The 17,254-nt window shown below is 66.7% G+C and carries 11 protein-coding genes; all 11 read left to right on the top strand.

The window, feature by feature from the left end; translation table 11 throughout:
- Positions 1-311 precede the first annotated feature (311 nt).
- Positions 312-746: a 50S ribosomal protein L11 gene (rplK, locus tag LRS74_RS13625; protein WP_020869305.1), complete on the top strand. Its 435-nt coding sequence runs from the start codon at positions 312-314 to the stop codon at positions 744-746.
- Positions 747-826: 80 nt separating this feature from the next.
- Positions 827-1,543, top strand: a complete 717-nt coding sequence (gene rplA / locus LRS74_RS13620) for a 50S ribosomal protein L1 (protein WP_277741249.1) — start codon at positions 827-829, stop codon at positions 1,541-1,543.
- A gap of 144 nt (positions 1,544-1,687) precedes the next feature.
- Positions 1,688-2,581 (top strand): hypothetical protein, encoded by an 894-nt coding sequence (locus tag LRS74_RS13615; RefSeq protein WP_277741248.1) that lies wholly within the window; start codon positions 1,688-1,690, stop codon positions 2,579-2,581.
- Positions 2,582-2,850: 269 nt separating this feature from the next.
- Complete coding sequence (rplJ, locus tag LRS74_RS13610; RefSeq protein WP_144380926.1) at positions 2,851-3,378, top strand: 50S ribosomal protein L10; 528 nt, start codon at positions 2,851-2,853, stop codon at positions 3,376-3,378.
- Positions 3,379-3,513: 135 nt separating this feature from the next.
- Entirely contained in the window at positions 3,514-3,903 is a 390-nt protein-coding gene (rplL, locus tag LRS74_RS13605) for a 50S ribosomal protein L7/L12 (RefSeq protein WP_144380927.1), read from the top strand.
- Positions 3,904-4,505: 602 nt separating this feature from the next.
- Positions 4,506-7,991 (top strand): DNA-directed RNA polymerase subunit beta, encoded by a 3,486-nt coding sequence (gene rpoB / locus LRS74_RS13600; RefSeq protein WP_144380928.1) that lies wholly within the window; start codon positions 4,506-4,508, stop codon positions 7,989-7,991.
- Positions 7,992-8,120: 129 nt separating this feature from the next.
- Positions 8,121-12,035, top strand: coding sequence for a DNA-directed RNA polymerase subunit beta' (locus LRS74_RS13595; RefSeq protein WP_277741247.1), 3,915 nt, complete (start codon positions 8,121-8,123; stop codon positions 12,033-12,035).
- A 624-nt stretch (positions 12,036-12,659) separates the two neighbouring features.
- On the top strand, positions 12,660-13,031 hold the full coding sequence (gene rpsL, locus LRS74_RS13590; protein WP_003948652.1) for a 30S ribosomal protein S12: 372 nt from the start codon (positions 12,660-12,662) through the stop codon (positions 13,029-13,031).
- A gap of 2 nt (positions 13,032-13,033) precedes the next feature.
- A complete protein-coding gene (gene rpsG / locus LRS74_RS13585) occupies positions 13,034-13,504 on the top strand; it encodes a 30S ribosomal protein S7 (protein ID WP_135340137.1) in 471 nt (156 codons plus the stop codon).
- 39 nt (positions 13,505-13,543) lie between these two features.
- Complete coding sequence (fusA, locus tag LRS74_RS13580) at positions 13,544-15,664, top strand: elongation factor G (RefSeq protein ID WP_277741246.1); 2,121 nt, start codon at positions 13,544-13,546, stop codon at positions 15,662-15,664.
- Positions 15,665-15,885: 221 nt separating this feature from the next.
- A complete protein-coding gene (gene tuf / locus LRS74_RS13575) occupies positions 15,886-17,079 on the top strand; it encodes an elongation factor Tu (protein ID WP_144380932.1) in 1,194 nt (397 codons plus the stop codon).
- Positions 17,080-17,254: the final 175 nt, after the last annotated feature.

Genomic DNA, 17,254 nt, shown 5'->3' with positions numbered 1-17,254 from the left:
TTCCGGATACCAGACGTCCGAACAGGTCAGGCGGGCCCCTCGGGGCGCCTCCCGGTGAGAGCCGGGGGACTGCCTGACCTGCTCGGTTTTTAGCCGCATGGCCTTACCCGTTATCGTTGTGCGGTATGCCTCCATCCGGATGATCCGGACCGGAGGCGGAAAACCTCTCACACGCCGAGTGAGCCGAAGGGCGCGCCGGTGTCGAAGGGGAGAGCGCGCGGAGGTCCGAGCGAGGGCCCGAGCACGATCGACCGTCGACACCGGGTCACAGCGTCCGGCGGCGAGCCCGGAATACAGGACCCGGAGAGAGCATGCCTCCCAAGAAGAAGAAGGTCACGGGGCTTATCAAGCTCCAGATCCAGGCCGGTGCCGCGAACCCGGCTCCGCCGGTCGGCCCCGCGCTGGGTCAGCACGGCGTCAACATCATGGAGTTCTGCAAGGCCTACAACGCCGCGACCGAGTCGCAGCGTGGCATGGTCGTGCCGGTGGAGATCACGGTCTACGAGGACCGTTCCTTCACCTTCGTGACCAAGACTCCGCCGGCCGCGAAGCTGATCCTCAAGGCCGCGGGCGTGGAGAAGGGCTCCGGCGAGCCGCACAAGACCAAGGTCGCCAAGATCACCCGCGACCAGGTCCGCGAGATCGCCACCACCAAGATGCCCGACCTGAACGCCAACGACCTGGACGCCGCCGAGAAGATCATCGCCGGCACCGCCCGCTCCATGGGCATCACGGTCGAAGGCTGAGTTCAGCCCCGTACGTCTTCAGTGGCAGGGCCAGGCGCTGGCCCGGACCACGACTCCATCCCTGAACCGCAGGAGCAGCAGTGAAGCGCAGCAAGACTCTTCGCAACGCGGACGCGAAGATCGACCGGGAGCGTCTGTACGCCCCCCTCGAGGCCGTCCGTCTCGCCAAGGAGACCTCCGCCACCAAGTTCGACGGCACCGTCGAGGTCGCCTTCCGTCTGGGCGTTGACCCGCGTAAGGCCGACCAGATGGTCCGTGGCACCGTGAACCTTCCGCACGGCACCGGTAAGACCGCCCGGGTCCTGGTCTTCGCGACCGGCGACCGTGCCGAGGCCGCGCGTGCCGCGGGCGCCGACATCGTCGGCTCCGACGAGCTCATCGACGAGGTCGCCAAGGGCCGCCTGGACTTCGACGCCGTCGTCGCCACCCCGGACCTCATGGGCAAGGTCGGCCGCCTCGGCCGCGTGCTCGGTCCGCGTGGTCTGATGCCGAACCCGAAGACCGGCACCGTCACCCCGGATGTCGCCAAGGCCGTCACCGAGATCAAGGGCGGCAAGATCGAGTTCCGCGTCGACAAGCACTCGAACCTCCACTTCATCATCGGCAAGGTGTCCTTCGACGACACCAAGCTCGTGGAGAACTACGGTGCGGCGCTGGAGGAGATCCTGCGTCTGAAGCCGTCCGCCGCCAAGGGCCGTTACATCAAGAAGGCCACCATCACCACCACGATGGGCCCCGGCATCCAGGTCGACTCGAACCGCACCCGCAACCTCCTCGTCGAGGACGAGACCGTCTGAGACTGACGGCGGTCGCGTAGCGGCGAAAGCGATGCGAGCCCGGCCCCCCCAACGGGGGGCCGGGCTCGCCGCGTTGCACCGTCCCCCATCTCCGCTAGGCTGCTCCCCGCCTGTTGACGGCAAGAAGCAAAACGAGGGGGACTTGTGCACACGACTCGTCTGAAGGGCCGCGTCGCGGCGGCCGCGAGCGTCGCCGTGCTGGCGATAGCCCTGACCGGCTGCGGCTCCGACTCGGACAAGGCCGGCGGCGGCAACAGCACCGGCGGCGACAAGGTGGGCCCGGCGGCCGGCAACGCGCTCACCGCCCTGCAGAACGTCTCGGAGCACACGCGGAAGCAGAACTCGGCCAAGGTCGAGGGCACGACCCAGATGGGCCCCGCGACCACCTCGATGAAGGGTCAGATGGACTGGTCGGACGGCATGCGCGCCACCATGACCATCACCCAGACCGGCGGCGCCGTCTCCGGCACCCCCATGGACAACAAGCCCATGGAGGCCCGCTACACCCCGGACGCCATGTTCGTGAACCTCGGTGACGCCCTGGCGGCCGACCCCAAGGCCGGCGGCAAGCACTGGATGAAGTACGACTACGCCACCCTCGCGAAGCAGGCGGGCGCGTCCGGCAAGTTCCTCCAGGACCAGATGCAGAACACCGACCCGGCCCGCGCGGTCCAACTGCTCGTCGCCACCGGCAAGGTCAAGAGCATGGGCGAGGAGAAGGTCCGAGGCATCGACACCACCCACTACACCGGCACGGTGAAGGTGGCGGACCTGGCCAAGATGCAGTCCAAGGACCTCACCGAGGAGGACCTGAAGAACCTCCAGGCGCAGCTGCAGCAGGCCGGCATGGAGACCGAGACCATCGACGTGTGGGTCGACGAGAACGACCTGCTGCTCAAGAAGCGCGAGCGGGCCGACAGCACCAGCGGCGCGTACGACTCCACCGTCTACTACACCGACTACGGCACGGACGTCTCGGTGGAGGAGCCGCCCACCGCGGACACGATGAACTTCGAGGACGCGCTCCCGCAGAGCTGATTTGCCTGCCGAAGCACCATTCGCGTACGCTTCCACGGAAGCCAAAGACCGCTGGTCGTTGCTGTGCCTCTCATGGGGTGCGGCGGCCGAAGGATCCGCTAGCTGCGGGCGACCTGCGCAGGTGACTGTGGAAGCTACTCCCAAGTGATTCCTTATGGATTCATTCGGTTGAGTCACGCCCCGCGCGCCTGCGCCGGGGCGTTTCGTTTTGCCCAGCCGCCTTCCCGACGCTACGCGGTCCGTTACCACCCGGAAGGAGGCCGAGGCTCATGGCGAGGCCCGACAAGGCCACAGCTGTCGAGGAGATCACGGACAAGTTCCGTAGCTCCAACGCCGCTGTTGTGACCTCGTACACCGGGCTCAGCGTTGCGCAGCTCAAGCAGCTGCGCCGTTCGCTCGGTGGCAACGCGCAGTACCGTGTGGTGAAGAACACGCTGACCAAGATCGCGGCCAATGAGGCCGGGATCACCCTGGACGAGCACCTCAAGGGCTCGACCGCCGTTGCCTTCGTGACCGGGGACCCGGTCGAGGCGGCGAAGGGTCTTCGTGACTTCGCCAAGGAGAACCCCGCTCTCGTCATCAAGGGCGGTGTCCTTGAAGGTAAGGCGCTGTCCGCCGACGAGATCAAGAAGCTTGCGGACCTCGAGTCCCGCGAGGTTCTGCTCAGCAAGCTGGCCGGTGCCATGAAGGGCAAGCAGTCCCAGGCTGCCTCTGTCTTCCAGGCGCTGCCGTCGAAGCTCGTCCGCACCGTGGACGCGCTGCGCGCCAAGCAGGCCGAGCAGGGCGGTGCCGAGTAACTCGGCTCGCACATTGACCGCCGCCTGAGCGGCGCGGTCACAGCGGGCCAGACGTCGACGCAGTAACGCCGTAAGGCGCACGCCCGCCTCACATGTACATCCGGCACCCGCCGACTTAGTGGAAGGACCGCCACCATGGCGAAGCTCACCCAGGACGAGCTGCTCGCGCAGTTCGAGGAGATGACCCTCATCGAGCTCTCCGAGTTCGTGAAGGCGTTCGAGGAGAAGTTCGACGTCACCGCCGCCGCTGCCGCGCCGGTCGTCGTCGCCGGTGGTGCCGCTGGTGGCGCTGCCGCCGAGGCCGTCGAGGAGAAGGACGAGTTCGACGTCATCCTCACCGGTGCCGGCGACAAGAAGATCCAGGTCATCAAGGTCGTGCGTGAGCTGACCTCCCTGGGTCTGAAGGAGGCCAAGGACCTCGTGGACGGCACCCCGAAGCCGGTCCTGGAGAAGGTCAACAAGGAGCAGGCCGAGAAGGCCGCCGAGTCCCTCAAGGGCGCCGGCGCCTCCGTCGAGGTCAAGTGACCCTCACGGCCTAGTGGGGCTCCGCGTCGCACGGCGCGGGCCCACTCGGTCGTACCGTAAGGGCGATCACCCGTCTGGGTGGTCGCCCTTCGGCGTTCCCGTGACGGCTGCGTTGCCTTCTCCGCCCCGACAGGTATGGTGATCTTCGTTGCCCGCCGCCACGTCCTGTGACGATCTCACCGGAGTGCGGGGCCTTGACGAACGGCACGCAGCGCGCAATTCTCAGGACGCGACGTCAGCACCGATCCAGGTTCGAGGCATGGATCGGTGCCGGAGTGGGCAGTATCGAAATGCGCCTTCAGCGCGTAGCTCGCGGTTGGCGTTGAGTGACAATGAGGGGCAACCCTCCCGGGTGGAGAGATTGCCTTCCGGAGGAAGAGTGGGAGCAGCGACGGTCTCCGAAACCCTGCTCTGGACATCAGTGTGCCGAGTGGCTACACTGACCCTTTGCGCTGCCTGTTAGCTGCTCCCTGCCCGTCACCAGGGGCATGCCCACCGTTGAACACAGCTGATTGAAGTGCCCTGACCTGGGATTTCGTCTCGATGTGTGCGGTGGGACCGGTACGCGCGTAGTGAGTCCGAGCCCTCGGAAGGACCCCCTCTTGGCCGCCTCGCGCAACGCCTCGACCGCCAATACGAACAACGGCGCCAGCACCGCCCCGCTGCGCATCTCCTTTGCGAAGATCAAGGAGCCTCTCGAGGTTCCGAACCTCCTCGCGCTGCAGACCGAGAGCTTCGATTGGCTGCTCGGCAATGCCGCCTGGAAGGCTCGCGTCGAGGCAGCGCTGGACAGCGGTCAGGACGTCCCCACCAAGTCCGGTCTGGAGGAGATCTTCGAGGAGATCTCCCCGATCGAGGACTTCTCCGGGTCGATGTCGCTGACCTTCCGCGACCACCGTTTCGAGCCTCCGAAGAACTCGATCGACGAGTGCAAGGAGCGCGACTTCACCTACGCCGCGCCGCTCTTCGTCACCGCCGAGTTCACCAACAACGAGACCGGCGAGATCAAGTCCCAGACGGTCTTCATGGGCGACTTCCCGCTCATGACCAACAAGGGCACCTTCGTCATCAACGGCACCGAGCGTGTCGTGGTGTCGCAGCTGGTGCGCTCGCCGGGTGTCTACTTCGACTCCTCCATCGACAAGACGTCCGACAAGGACATCTTCTCCGCCCGGATCATCCCCTCCCGGGGTGCCTGGCTGGAGATGGAGGTCGACAAGCGCGACATGGTCGGTGTCCGCATCGACCGCAAGCGCAAGCAGTCCGTGACCGTCCTGCTCAAGGCGCTCGGCTGGACCACCGAGCAGATCCTCGAGGAGTTCGGCGAGTACGAGTCCATGCGCGCCACCCTGGAGAAGGACCACACCCAGGGCCAGGACGACGCGCTGCTCGACATCTACCGCAAGCTGCGTCCGGGCGAGCCGCCGACGCGTGAGGCCGCGCAGACGCTGCTGGAGAACCTCTACTTCAACCCGAAGCGCTACGACCTGGCCAAGGTCGGCCGCTACAAGGTCAACAAGAAGCTGGCCGCGGACGCCCCGCTCGACGCCGGCGTGCTGACCGTCGACGACATCATCGCGACGATCAAGTACCTGGTGAAGCTGCACGCGGGCGAGGCCGAGACGGTCGGCGCCAACGGTCAGACGATCGTCGTCGAGACCGACGACATCGACCACTTCGGCAACCGTCGTCTGCGCAACGTCGGCGAGCTCATCCAGAACCAGGTCCGCACCGGTCTGGCTCGTATGGAGCGCGTCGTCCGTGAGCGGATGACCACCCAGGACGTCGAGGCGATCACGCCGCAGACCCTGATCAACATCCGGCCGGTCGTCGCCTCCATCAAGGAGTTCTTCGGCACCAGCCAGCTGTCCCAGTTCATGGACCAGACCAACCCGCTGTCGGGTCTGACCCACAAGCGTCGTCTGTCGGCGCTGGGCCCGGGTGGTCTCTCCCGTGAGCGGGCCGGCTTCGAGGTCCGTGACGTGCACCCGTCGCACTACGGCCGCATGTGCCCGATCGAGACCCCCGAAGGCCCGAACATCGGTCTGATCGGCTCGCTGGCCTCGTACGGCCGGGTCAACGCGTTCGGTTTCGTGGAGACCCCGTACCGCAAGGTCGACGAGAACGGTGTCGTCACCGAAGTGGTGCACTTCCTGACCGCTGACGAGGAAGACCGCTTCGTCATCGCGCAGGCCAACGCGCCGCTGACCGCCGACAACCGGTTCGAGGAGGCCCGCGTCCTGGTCCGCCGCCGTGGTGGCGAGATCGACTACGTGGCCCCGGCCGACGTGGACTACATGGACGTCTCGCCGCGCCAGATGGTGTCGGTCGCGACCGCCATGATCCCGTTCCTCGAGCACGACGACGCCAACCGCGCGCTCATGGGATCGAACATGATGCGCCAGGCCGTTCCGCTGATCAAGGCGGAGTCGCCGCTGGTCGGCACCGGCATGGAGTACCGCTGCGCGGTCGACGCCGGCGACGTCATCAAGGCCGAGAAGGACGGTGTCGTCCAGGAGGTCTCCGCCGACTACGTGACGGTGGCCAACGACGACGGCACGTACACCACCTACCGCGTGGCCAAGTTCTCCCGCTCCAACCAGGGCACCTCCTTCAACCAGAAGGTCGTCGTCGACGAGGGCGCCCGGGTGATCGAGGGCCAGGTGCTCGCCGACGGTCCGTCCACCCAGAACGGTGAGATGGCGCTCGGCAAGAACCTGCTGGTCGCGTTCATGCCGTGGGAGGGTCACAACTACGAGGACGCGATCATCCTGTCGCAGCGCCTCGTGCAGGACGACGTCCTCTCCTCGATCCACATCGAGGAGCACGAGGTCGACGCCCGTGACACCAAGCTCGGCCCCGAGGAGATCACCCGGGACATCCCGAACGTCTCCGAGGAGGTCCTGGCCGACCTCGACGAGCGCGGCATCATCCGCATCGGCGCCGAGGTCATCGCCGGCGACATCCTGGTCGGCAAGGTCACCCCGAAGGGTGAGACCGAGCTGACCCCGGAGGAGCGCCTGCTGCGCGCGATCTTCGGTGAGAAGGCCCGTGAGGTCCGTGACACCTCGCTGAAGGTGCCGCACGGCGAGACCGGCAAGGTCATCGGCGTCCGCGTCTTCGACCGCGAGGAGGGCGACGAGCTGCCGCCGGGCGTGAACCAGCTGGTCCGCGTCTACGTCGCGCAGAAGCGCAAGATCACCGACGGTGACAAGCTCGCCGGCCGCCACGGCAACAAGGGTGTCATCTCCAAGATCCTGCCGGTCGAGGACATGCCGTTCCTAGAGGACGGCACCCCGGTCGACATCATCCTCAACCCGCTGGGTGTCCCGTCCCGAATGAACCCGGGACAGGTCCTGGAGATCCACCTCGGCTGGCTGGCCTCCCGAGGCTGGAAGGTCGAGGGCAGCGAGGAGTGGATGCAGCGGCTCCAGGCGATCGGCGCCGACGAGGTCGCTCCCGGCACCAACGTCGCGACCCCGGTCTTCGACGGTGCCCGCGAGGACGAGCTGGCGGGTCTGTTCGAGCACACCGTGCCCAACCGTGACGGCGAGCGCCTGGTGCTCCCCTCCGGTAAGGCCCGGCTGTTCGACGGCCGCTCCGGCGAGCCGTTCCCGGACCCGATCTCGGTCGGCTACATGTACATCCTCAAGCTGCACCACCTGGTGGACGACAAGCTGCACGCCCGGTCCACCGGTCCGTACTCGATGATCACCCAGCAGCCGCTGGGTGGTAAGGCTCAGTTCGGTGGCCAGCGCTTCGGTGAGATGGAGGTGTGGGCGCTTGAGGCTTACGGCGCCGCGTACGCCCTCCAGGAGCTGCTGACCATCAAGTCCGACGACGTCACCGGCCGCGTGAAGGTCTACGAGGCCATCGTCAAGGGCGAGAACATCCCGGAGCCCGGCATCCCCGAGTCCTTCAAGGTGCTCATCAAGGAGATGCAGTCCCTGTGCCTCAACGTGGAGGTGTTGTCCAGCGACGGCATGTCCATCGAGATGCGTGACACCGATGAGGACGTCTTCCGCGCTGCGGAGGAGCTCGGTATCGACCTGTCCCGGCGCGAGCCGAGCAGCGTCGAAGAGGTCTGACGGGTCTGGCCGGGGCTTGAGAGCCCTCAAGCCCCGGCCGTCCCCGGACCCCCAAGTCAGACCACACTGCCCCGACAAGATTTCTCGCTAGCGCGAGGGGCACGACCCTGAAAGAGGGATTGACGACAAGTGCTCGACGTCAACTTCTTCGACGAGCTGCGGATCGGCCTGGCGACCGCGGACGACATCCGGCAGTGGTCTCACGGCGAGGTCAAGAAGCCGGAGACCATCAACTACCGCACCCTGAAGCCCGAAAAGGACGGACTCTTCTGCGAGAAGATCTTCGGTCCGACCCGGGACTGGGAGTGCTACTGCGGCAAGTACAAGCGTGTCCGCTTCAAGGGCATCATCTGTGAGCGCTGCGGCGTCGAGGTGACTCGCGCCAAGGTGCGTCGTGAGCGGATGGGCCACATCGAGCTGGCCGCTCCCGTCACCCACATCTGGTACTTCAAGGGCGTCCCGTCGCGGCTGGGCTACCTGCTCGACCTCGCCCCGAAGGACCTCGAGAAGGTCATCTACTTCGCCGCCTACATGATCACGTGGGTGGACGACGAGCGCCGCACGCGCGACCTGCCCTCGCTGGAGGCCCACGTCTCCGTCGAGCGCCAGCAGATCGAGCAGCGCCGCGACGCCGACCTGGAGGCCCGCGCCAAGAAGCTCGAGTCCGACCTGGCCGAGCTGGAGGCCGAGGGTGCCAAGGCCGACGTGCGCCGCAAGGTGCGCGAGGGCGCCGAGCGTGAGATGAAGCAGCTGCGCGACCGTGCGCAGCGCGAGATCGACCGCCTCGACGAGGTGTGGAACCGCTTCAAGAACCTCAAGGTCCAGGACCTCGAGGGCGACGAGCTGCTCTACCGCGAGCTGCGGGACCGCTTCGGCACCTACTTCATGGGCGGCATGGGCGCCGCGGCGCTGCAGAAGCGCCTGGAGTCCTTCGACCTGGATGAGGAGGCCGAGAGGCTTCGGGAGATCATCCGGACCGGCAAGGGCCAGAAGAAGACCCGTGCGCTCAAGCGCCTGAAGGTCGTCTCCGCCTTCCTGCAGACCCGCAACAGCCCCAACGGCATGGTTCTGGACTGCATCCCGGTCATCCCGCCGGACCTGCGTCCGATGGTGCAGCTGGACGGTGGCCGCTTCGCGACCTCCGACCTGAACGACCTGTACCGCCGTGTGATCAACCGCAACAACCGTCTCAAGCGTCTCCTTGACCTCGGTGCCCCCGAGATCATCGTGAACAACGAGAAGCGGATGCTGCAGGAGGCCGTCGACGCGCTGTTCGACAACGGCCGCCGCGGTCGCCCGGTGACCGGCCCCGGTAACCGTCCGCTGAAGTCCCTCAGCGACATGCTGAAGGGTAAGCAGGGTCGATTCCGTCAGAACCTGCTCGGTAAGCGTGTCGACTACTCGGCCCGTTCCGTCATCGTCGTCGGCCCGCAGCTCAAGCTGCACCAGTGTGGTCTGCCCAAGGCCATGGCGCTGGAGCTCTTCAAGCCGTTCGTGATGAAGCGCCTGGTGGACCTCAACCACGCGCAGAACATCAAGTCGGCGAAGCGCATGGTCGAGCGCGGCCGCACGGTCGTGTACGACGTGCTCGAAGAGGTCATCGCCGAGCACCCGGTGCTGCTGAACCGTGCGCCCACCCTGCACCGTCTGGGCATCCAGGCCTTCGAGCCGCAGCTGGTCGAGGGCAAGGCCATCCAGATCCACCCGCTCGTCTGCACCGCGTTCAACGCGGACTTCGACGGTGACCAGATGGCCGTCCACCTCCCGCTGTCCGCGGAGGCCCAGGCCGAGGCCCGCATCCTGATGCTGTCCTCGAACAACATCCTCAAGCCGGCCGACGGCCGTCCGGTGACCATGCCGACCCAGGACATGGTGCTGGGTCTGTTCTTCCTCACCACCGACGAGGAGGAGCGCGAGGTCGTGGGTGAGGGCCGGTCCTTCGGCTCCACCGCCGAGGCGATCATGGCCTTCGACGCCCGCGAGCTCTCGCTCCAGGCGAAGGTCGACATCCGCTTCCCGATCGGCACCGTCCCGCCGCGTGGCTGGACCCCGCCGGTCACGGAGGAGGGTGACGAGGGTGTCGAGGCCGCCGCGTGGCAGCCGGGTGACAGCTTCCGGCTGCGCACCACGCTGGGCCGCGCGCTCTTCAACGAGCTGCTGCCCGAGGACTACCCGTTCGTCGACTACTCGGTGGGCAAGAAGCAGCTCTCCGAGATCGTCAACGACCTCGCCGAGCGCTACCCGAAGGTCATCGTCGCGGCGACCCTGGACAACCTGAAGGCGGCCGGTTTCCACTGGGCCACCCGCTCCGGTGTCACCGTCGCGATCTCCGACGTCGTCGTCCCCGAGGCCAAGAAGGCCATCGTCGCGGGCTACGAGGCGCAGGACGAGAAGGTCCAGAAGCAGTACGAGCGCGGTCTGATCACCAAGGACGAGCGCACCCAGGAGCTCATCGCGATCTGGACCAAGGCGACCAACGAGGTCGCCGAGGCGATGAACTCGAACTTCCCCAAGACGAACCCCATCTTCATGATGGTTGACTCGGGTGCCCGAGGAAACATGATGCAGATGCGGCAGATCGCCGGTATGCGTGGTCTGGTGTCGAACGCGAAGAACGAGACCATCCCGCGGCCCATTAAGGCGTCGTTCCGTGAGGGTCTCTCCGTGCTGGAGTACTTCATCTCCACCCACGGTGCCCGTAAGGGTCTCGCGGACACCGCCCTCCGTACCGCCGACTCGGGTTACCTGACCCGTCGTCTGGTCGACGTCTCGCAGGACGTCATCATCCGCGAGGAGGACTGCGGCACCGAGCGCGGCCTCAAGCTGGCGATCGCGTCCCGCGGCGCGGACGGTGTGCTCCGCAAGACGGACGACGTGGAGACCAGCGTGTACGCGCGCTGCCTCGCCGAGGACATCGTCGTCGACGGCAAGGTGCTGGCCCCGGCCGGTACCGACCTGGGCGACGTGCTCATCCAGGAGCTCGTCAAGTACGGCGTCGAGCAGGTCAAGACCCGCTCGGTGCTCACCTGCGAGTCCGCCGTCGGCACCTGCGCCATGTGCTACGGCCGCTCGCTGGCCACCGGCAAGCTGGTCGACATCGGTGAGGCGGTCGGCATCATCGCCGCCCAGTCCATCGGTGAGCCCGGTACCCAGCTGACGATGCGTACCTTCCACACCGGTGGTGTGGCCGGTGACGACATCACCCAGGGTCTGCCGCGTGTCGTCGAGCTCTTCGAGGCCCGTACGCCCAAGGGTGTCGCCCCGATCTCGGAGGCGGCCGGCCGCGTCCGGATCGAGGAGACCGAGAAGACCAAGAAGATCATCGTCACCCCGGACGACGGCTCCGACGAGACCGCCTTCGGCATCTCCAAGCGTGCCCGTCTGCTGGTCTCCGAGGGCGAGCACGTCGAGGTCGGCCAGGCGCTGACCGTGGGTGCCACCAACCCGCACGACGTGCTGCGGATCCTCGGCCAGCGCGCCGTCCAGGTCCACCTGGTCGGCGAGGTCCAGAAGGTCTACAACTCGCAGGGTGTGTCGATCCACGACAAGCACATCGAGATCATCATCCGGCAGATGCTCCGCCGCGTGACGATCATCGAGTCCGGCGACGCGGAGCTGCTGCCGGGCGAGCTCGTCGAGCGCTCGAAGTTCGAGACCGAGAACCGTCGTGTGGTCCAGGAAGGCGGCCACCCGGCCTCCGGTCGTCCGCAGCTGATGGGTATCACCAAGGCCTCGCTGGCGACGGAGTCCTGGCTGTCGGCGGCGTCCTTCCAGGAGACGACCCGGGTGCTCACCGACGCGGCGATCAACGCCAAGTCGGACTCCCTGATCGGCCTCAAGGAGAACGTCATCATCGGTAAGCTCATCCCGGCCGGTACGGGCCTGTCCCGCTACCGCAACATCCGGGTCGAGCCGACCGAGGAGGCGAAGGCCGCGATGTACTCGGCCGTCGGTTACGACGACATCGACTACTCGCCCTTCGGCACCGGCACCGGCCAGGCGGTCCCGCTGGAGGACTACGACTACGGTCCGTACAACCAGTAAGACGCCACAGGCGACGCAGGGCGGCCACCCCCACGGGGGTGGCCGCCCTGCGGCTTTTCCGGGGTGTCCGCGCCCGGCCGGCGGCGCCCCGGATGAGCCCGGGGCCGTGGTGCGGCGGCTCGCGACGGACGGGTGTCCCGGACTCCTCCGGGCCGGCCGAGGGAGGCGGCAGGGTACGCGGCCCCTCGGCTGGGACAGGGCCGTGGTCGCGCCCCACCGGGCCTCTCCGGCCGTCGCGGGTCCCGGCGCGGCGTCGGTGCCGGGCGGTGGCCGCGGGGCGGGCGGGGCGGCCACCGTGGGCTCGTACGGGCTCCTCGGGACGGCCGCGTGGTGCGCGCGGGGTGGAGGCGGCGGCGAATCGGTGGAGGTCCGGCGTGTCCCGGCGGGGGGCATTTGTTTTGACCGAAGTGGATGAGGTAGGTACGCTCAGACCTTGTGCCTGGGGTGTGCCCGGGTCCTTGTGCGTGCACTCGTCCGCACGGGATGCCGAGGCCGAGACGCCGACCAAATACGCACCTTTCGCCTCGGCGGAAGCGTATGAGGTTCGCGACACACCCGACCGCGTGGGTCGGAGAAACCCCAGGTTAGCTTTACTGAGACTGGCACACAGAAACCGGAGAAACGGTGCCTACGATCCAGCAGCTGGTCCGCAAGGGCCGGCAGGACAAGGTCGAGAAGAACAAGACGCCCGCACTGGAGGGTTCGCCCCAGCGCCGCGGCGTCTGCACGCGTGTTTTCACGACCACCCCGAAGAAGCCGAACTCGGCCCTGCGTAAGGTCGCGCGTGTGCGTCTGACCAGCGGGATCGAGGTCACCGCTTACATTCCGGGTGAGGGCCACAACCTGCAGGAGCACTCGATCGTGCTCGTGCGTGGCGGTCGTGTGAAGGACCTTCCGGGTGTTCGCTACAAGATCATCCGTGGTTCGCTCGACACGCAGGGCGTCAAGAACCGCAAGCAGGCTCGCAGCCGCTACGGCGCCAAGAAGGAGAAGTAAGAATGCCTCGTAAGGGCCCCGCCCCGAAGCGCCCGGTCATCATCGACCCGGTCTACAACTCTCCTCTTGTCACCTCGCTGATCAACAAGATCCTGCTGAACGGCAAGCGTTCCACCGCCGAGCGCATCGTGTACGGCGCCATGGAGGGCCTGCGCGAGAAGACCGGTAACGACCCGGTCATCACGCTCAAGCGCGCTCTGGAGAACGTCAAGCCGGCTCTCGAGGTCAAGTCCCGCCGCGTCGGTGGCGCGACCTACCAGGTTCCGGTCGAGGTCAAGCCCGGCCGTGCCTCCACCCTCGCGCTGCGCTGGCTCGTGGGCTACTCCCGCGCCCGTCGCGAGAAGACCATGACCGAGCGCCTCATGAACGAGCTGCTGGACGCCAGCAACGGTCTGGGCGCCTCCGTCAAGCGTCGCGAGGACACCCACAAGATGGCCGAGTCCAACAAGGCCTTCGCGCACTACCGCTGGTAGTCGCTACCCCCATCGAGAACCGAGAGAAGACTGAGCCACATGGCCACCACTTCACTTGACCTGGCCAAGGTCCGCAACATCGGGATCATGGCCCACATCGACGCGGGCAAGACGACCACCACCGAGCGGATCCTGTTCTACACCGGCGTGTCCTACAAGATCGGCGAGGTGCACGACGGCGCCGCGACGATGGACTGGATGGAGCAGGAGCAGGAGCGCGGCATCACGATCACGTCCGCCGCGACCACCTGCCACTGGCCGCTGGAGGACGTCGACCACACCATCAACATCATCGACACCCCGGGCCACGTCGACTTCACGGTCGAGGTGGAGCGCTCGCTGCGCGTGCTCGACGGTGCCGTCACGGTGTTCGACGGTGTGGCGGGTGTCGAGCCCCAGTCCGAGACCGTGTGGCGTCAGGCCGACCGCTACGGCGTGCCGCGCATCTGCTTCGTCAACAAGCTGGACCGCACCGGCGCGGAGTTCCACCGCTGTGTCGACATGATCGTCGACCGGCTCGGTGCGACCCCGATCGTCATGCAGCTCCCGATCGGCGCCGAGGCCGACTTCAAGGGCGTCGTGGACCTGGTCCGCATGAAGGCCCTGGTCTGGTCCGCCGAGGCGACCAAGGGCGAGATGTACGACGTCGTCGACATCCCGGCCACCCACATCGAGGCTGCTGACGAGTGGCGCGGCAAGCTGCTCGAGGCCGTCGCCGAGAACGACGAAGAGATGATGGAGCTGTACCTGGAGGGCCAGGAGCCCACCGAGGAGCAGCTGTACGCGGCGATCCGCCGTATCACCATCAACTCCGGCAAGGGCGGCGGCACCACCGTCACCCCGGTGTTCTGTGGCACCGCGTTCAAGAACAAGGGCGTCCAGCCCCTGCTCGACGCGGTCGTGCGCTACCTGCCCTCCCCGATCGACATCGAGGCGATCGAGGGCCAGGCGGTCAGCAACCCGGACGAGGTCGTCAAGCGCAAGCCGTCCGACGAGGAGCCGCTGTCGGCGCTGGCGTTCAAGATCATGAGCGACCCGCACCTCGGCAAGCTCACCTTCGTCCGCGTGTACTCCGGCCGCCTGGAGTCTGGATCGCAGGTCCAGAACTCCGTCAAGGGCAAGAAGGAGCGCATCGGCAAGATCTACCGCATGCACGCCAACAAGCGTGAGGAGATCGAGTCGGTGGGCGCCGGTGACATCGTCGCCGTCATGGGCCTGAAGCAGACCACCACCGGTGAGACGCTGTGCGACCCGACCAACCCGGTGATCCTGGAGTCCATGGACTTCCCGGCCCCGGTGATCGAGGTCGCCATCGAGCCGAAGTCCAAGGGCGACCAGGAGAAGCTGGGTATCGCCATCCAGCGCCTGGCCGAGGAGGACCCGTCCTTCCGCGTCAAGACTGACGAGGAGACCGGCCAGACCATCATCTCCGGCATGGGCGAGCTGCACCTGGACGTGCTGGTCGACCGTATGCGTCGCGAGTTCAAGGTCGAGGCCAACGTCGGTAAGCCGCAGGTCGCGTACCGCGAGACCCTGCGCAAGGCCGTGGAGCGCCTCGACTACACGCACAAGAAGCAGACTGGTGGTTCCGGCCAGTTCGCGAAGGTGCAGATCGCGCTCGAGCCGCTCGAGGGCGACGGGTACGAGTTCGAGAACAAGGTCACCGGTGGTCGTGTCCCGCGGGAGTACATCCCGTCCGTGGACGCGGGTTGCCAGGAGGCCATGGAGTTCGGCGTGCTCGCGGGCTACCCGCTCACGGGTGTCAAGGTCACGCTGCTCGACGGCGCCTACCACGAGGTCGACTCCTCGGAGATGGCGTTCAAGATCGCCGGTTCGATGGCCTTCAAGGAGGCCGCCCGCAAGGCCAGCCCGGCCCTGCTCGAGCCGATGATGAAGGTCGAGGTCACCACGCCCGAGGACTACATGGGCGATGTGATCGGCGACATCAACTCCCGTCGCGGTCAGATCCAGTCCATGGAGGACCGTTCCGGCGCCAAGCTGGTCACCGGCCTGGTTCCGCTCTCGGAGATGTTCGGCTACGTCGGAGACCTGCGCAGCAAGACCTCCGGCCGTGCCAGCTACTCCATGCAGTTCGACTCCTACGCCGAGGTTCCCAAGAACGTCGCCGAGGAGATCATCGCGAAGGCCAAGGGCGAGTAACACCTCTCGTTACCCACCCCTTTAGGCTGGAGCTATCAGGCATCGGGGCATACCGCCGCAGACCGCCGCTCAGGTGGTCTGCGGCGGGCCCCGGGCGCCGGCCCACCATTCGAATACGGCGAAGGGCATCCCCCTCGGGGTCCTGGCCGGTTCGGTAAGAACACCTGAACCCATCCGCAAAGTGTGGATGCGTTACAGAACCACTCCACAGGAGGACCCCAGTGGCGAAGGCGAAGTTCGAGCGGACTAAGCCGCACGTCAACATCGGCACCATCGGTCACATCGACCACGGTAAGACGACGCTGACCGCGGCGATTACCAAGGTGCTGCACGACAAGTACCCGGACCTGAACGAGGCCTCGGCCTTCGACCAGATCGACAAGGCTCCTGAGGAGCGTCAGCGCGGTATCACCATCTCCATCGCGCACGTCGAGTACCAGACCGAGTCGCGTCACTACGCGCACGTCGACTGCCCGGGTCACGCGGACTACATCAAGAACATGATCACCGGTGCCGCGCAGATGGACGGCGCCATCCTCGTGGTCGCCGCCACCGACGGCCCGATGCCGCAGACCAAGGAGCACGTGCTCCTGGCCCGCCAGGTCGGCGTTCCGTACATCGTCGTCGCCCTGAACAAGGCCGACATGGTGGACGACGAGGAGATCCTGGAGCTCGTCGAGCTCGAGGTCCGTGAGCTCCTCTCCGAGTACGAGTTCCCGGGCGACGACGTTCCGGTCGTCCAGGTCTCGGCGCTGAAGGCGCTCGAGGGCGACGCCGAGTGGGGCGAGTCGGTCCTCAAGCTCATGAACGCCGTCGACGAGGCCATCCCGCAGCCGGAGCGCGACGTTGACAAGCCGTTCCTGATGCCGATCGAGGACGTCTTCACGATCACCGGTCGTGGCACCGTCGTCACCGGTCGTATCGAGCGTGGTGTCCTCAAGGTCAACGAGACCGTCGACATCATCGGCATCAAGACCGAGAAGACCACCACCACGGTCACCGGCATCGAGATGTTCCGCAAGCTGCTCGACGAGGGCCAGGCCGGTGAGAACGTCGGTCTGCTGCTCCGCGGCATCAAGCGCGAGGACGTCGAGCGCGGCCAGGTCATCATCAAGCCGGGCTCGGTCACGCCGCACACCTCGTTCGAGGCCCAGGCGTACATCCTGTCGAAGGACGAGGGTGGCCGCCACACCCCGTTCTTCAACAACTACCGCCCGCAGTTCTACTTCCGTACCACGGACGTGACCGGCGTCGTGACCCTCCCCGAGGGCACCGAGATGGTCATGCCGGGCGACAACACCGAGATGTCGGTCGAGCTGATCCAGCCGGTCGCCATGGAGGAGGGCCTGAAGTTCGCCATCCGTGAGGGTGGCCGGACCGTGGGCGCCGGCCAGGTCACCAAGATCAACAAGTGACCTGAGGCTGCCTGAAGGCAACCGCACCTGGGCCCCGCTCGCCGGAAACGGCGGGCGGGGCCCAGGTCTTTTCGTGTCCGGGGACGGTACGACGGGCCCGCAGCCGCCTCACCGGCGAGTGAGCCGAAGGGCGCGCGGCTGCCGAAAGGGAGAGCGCGCGGAGCCTGTGAGGAAC

Source organism: Streptomyces sp. LX-29 (assembly GCF_029541745.1).
Classification (GTDB): Bacteria; Actinomycetota; Actinomycetes; order Streptomycetales; family Streptomycetaceae; genus Streptomyces.
The sequence above is the reverse complement of the archived record's forward strand: the minus strand, read 5'-3'. Positions and strand labels throughout refer to the sequence as shown.

Bases quoted from the DNA above. Each gene is read 5' to 3' on its own strand.
- rplK (WP_020869305.1), top strand. From the start codon at position 312: ATGCCTCCCAAGAAGAAGAAGGTCACGGGGCTTATCAAGCTCCAGATC.
- rplJ (WP_144380926.1), top strand. From the start codon at position 2,851: ATGGCGAGGCCCGACAAGGCCACAGCTGTCGAGGAGATCACGGACAAG.
- rplL (WP_144380927.1), top strand. From the start codon at position 3,514: ATGGCGAAGCTCACCCAGGACGAGCTGCTCGCGCAGTTCGAGGAGATG.
- rpsG (WP_135340137.1), top strand. From the start codon at position 13,034: ATGCCTCGTAAGGGCCCCGCCCCGAAGCGCCCGGTCATCATCGACCCG.
- fusA (WP_277741246.1), top strand. From the start codon at position 13,544: ATGGCCACCACTTCACTTGACCTGGCCAAGGTCCGCAACATCGGGATC.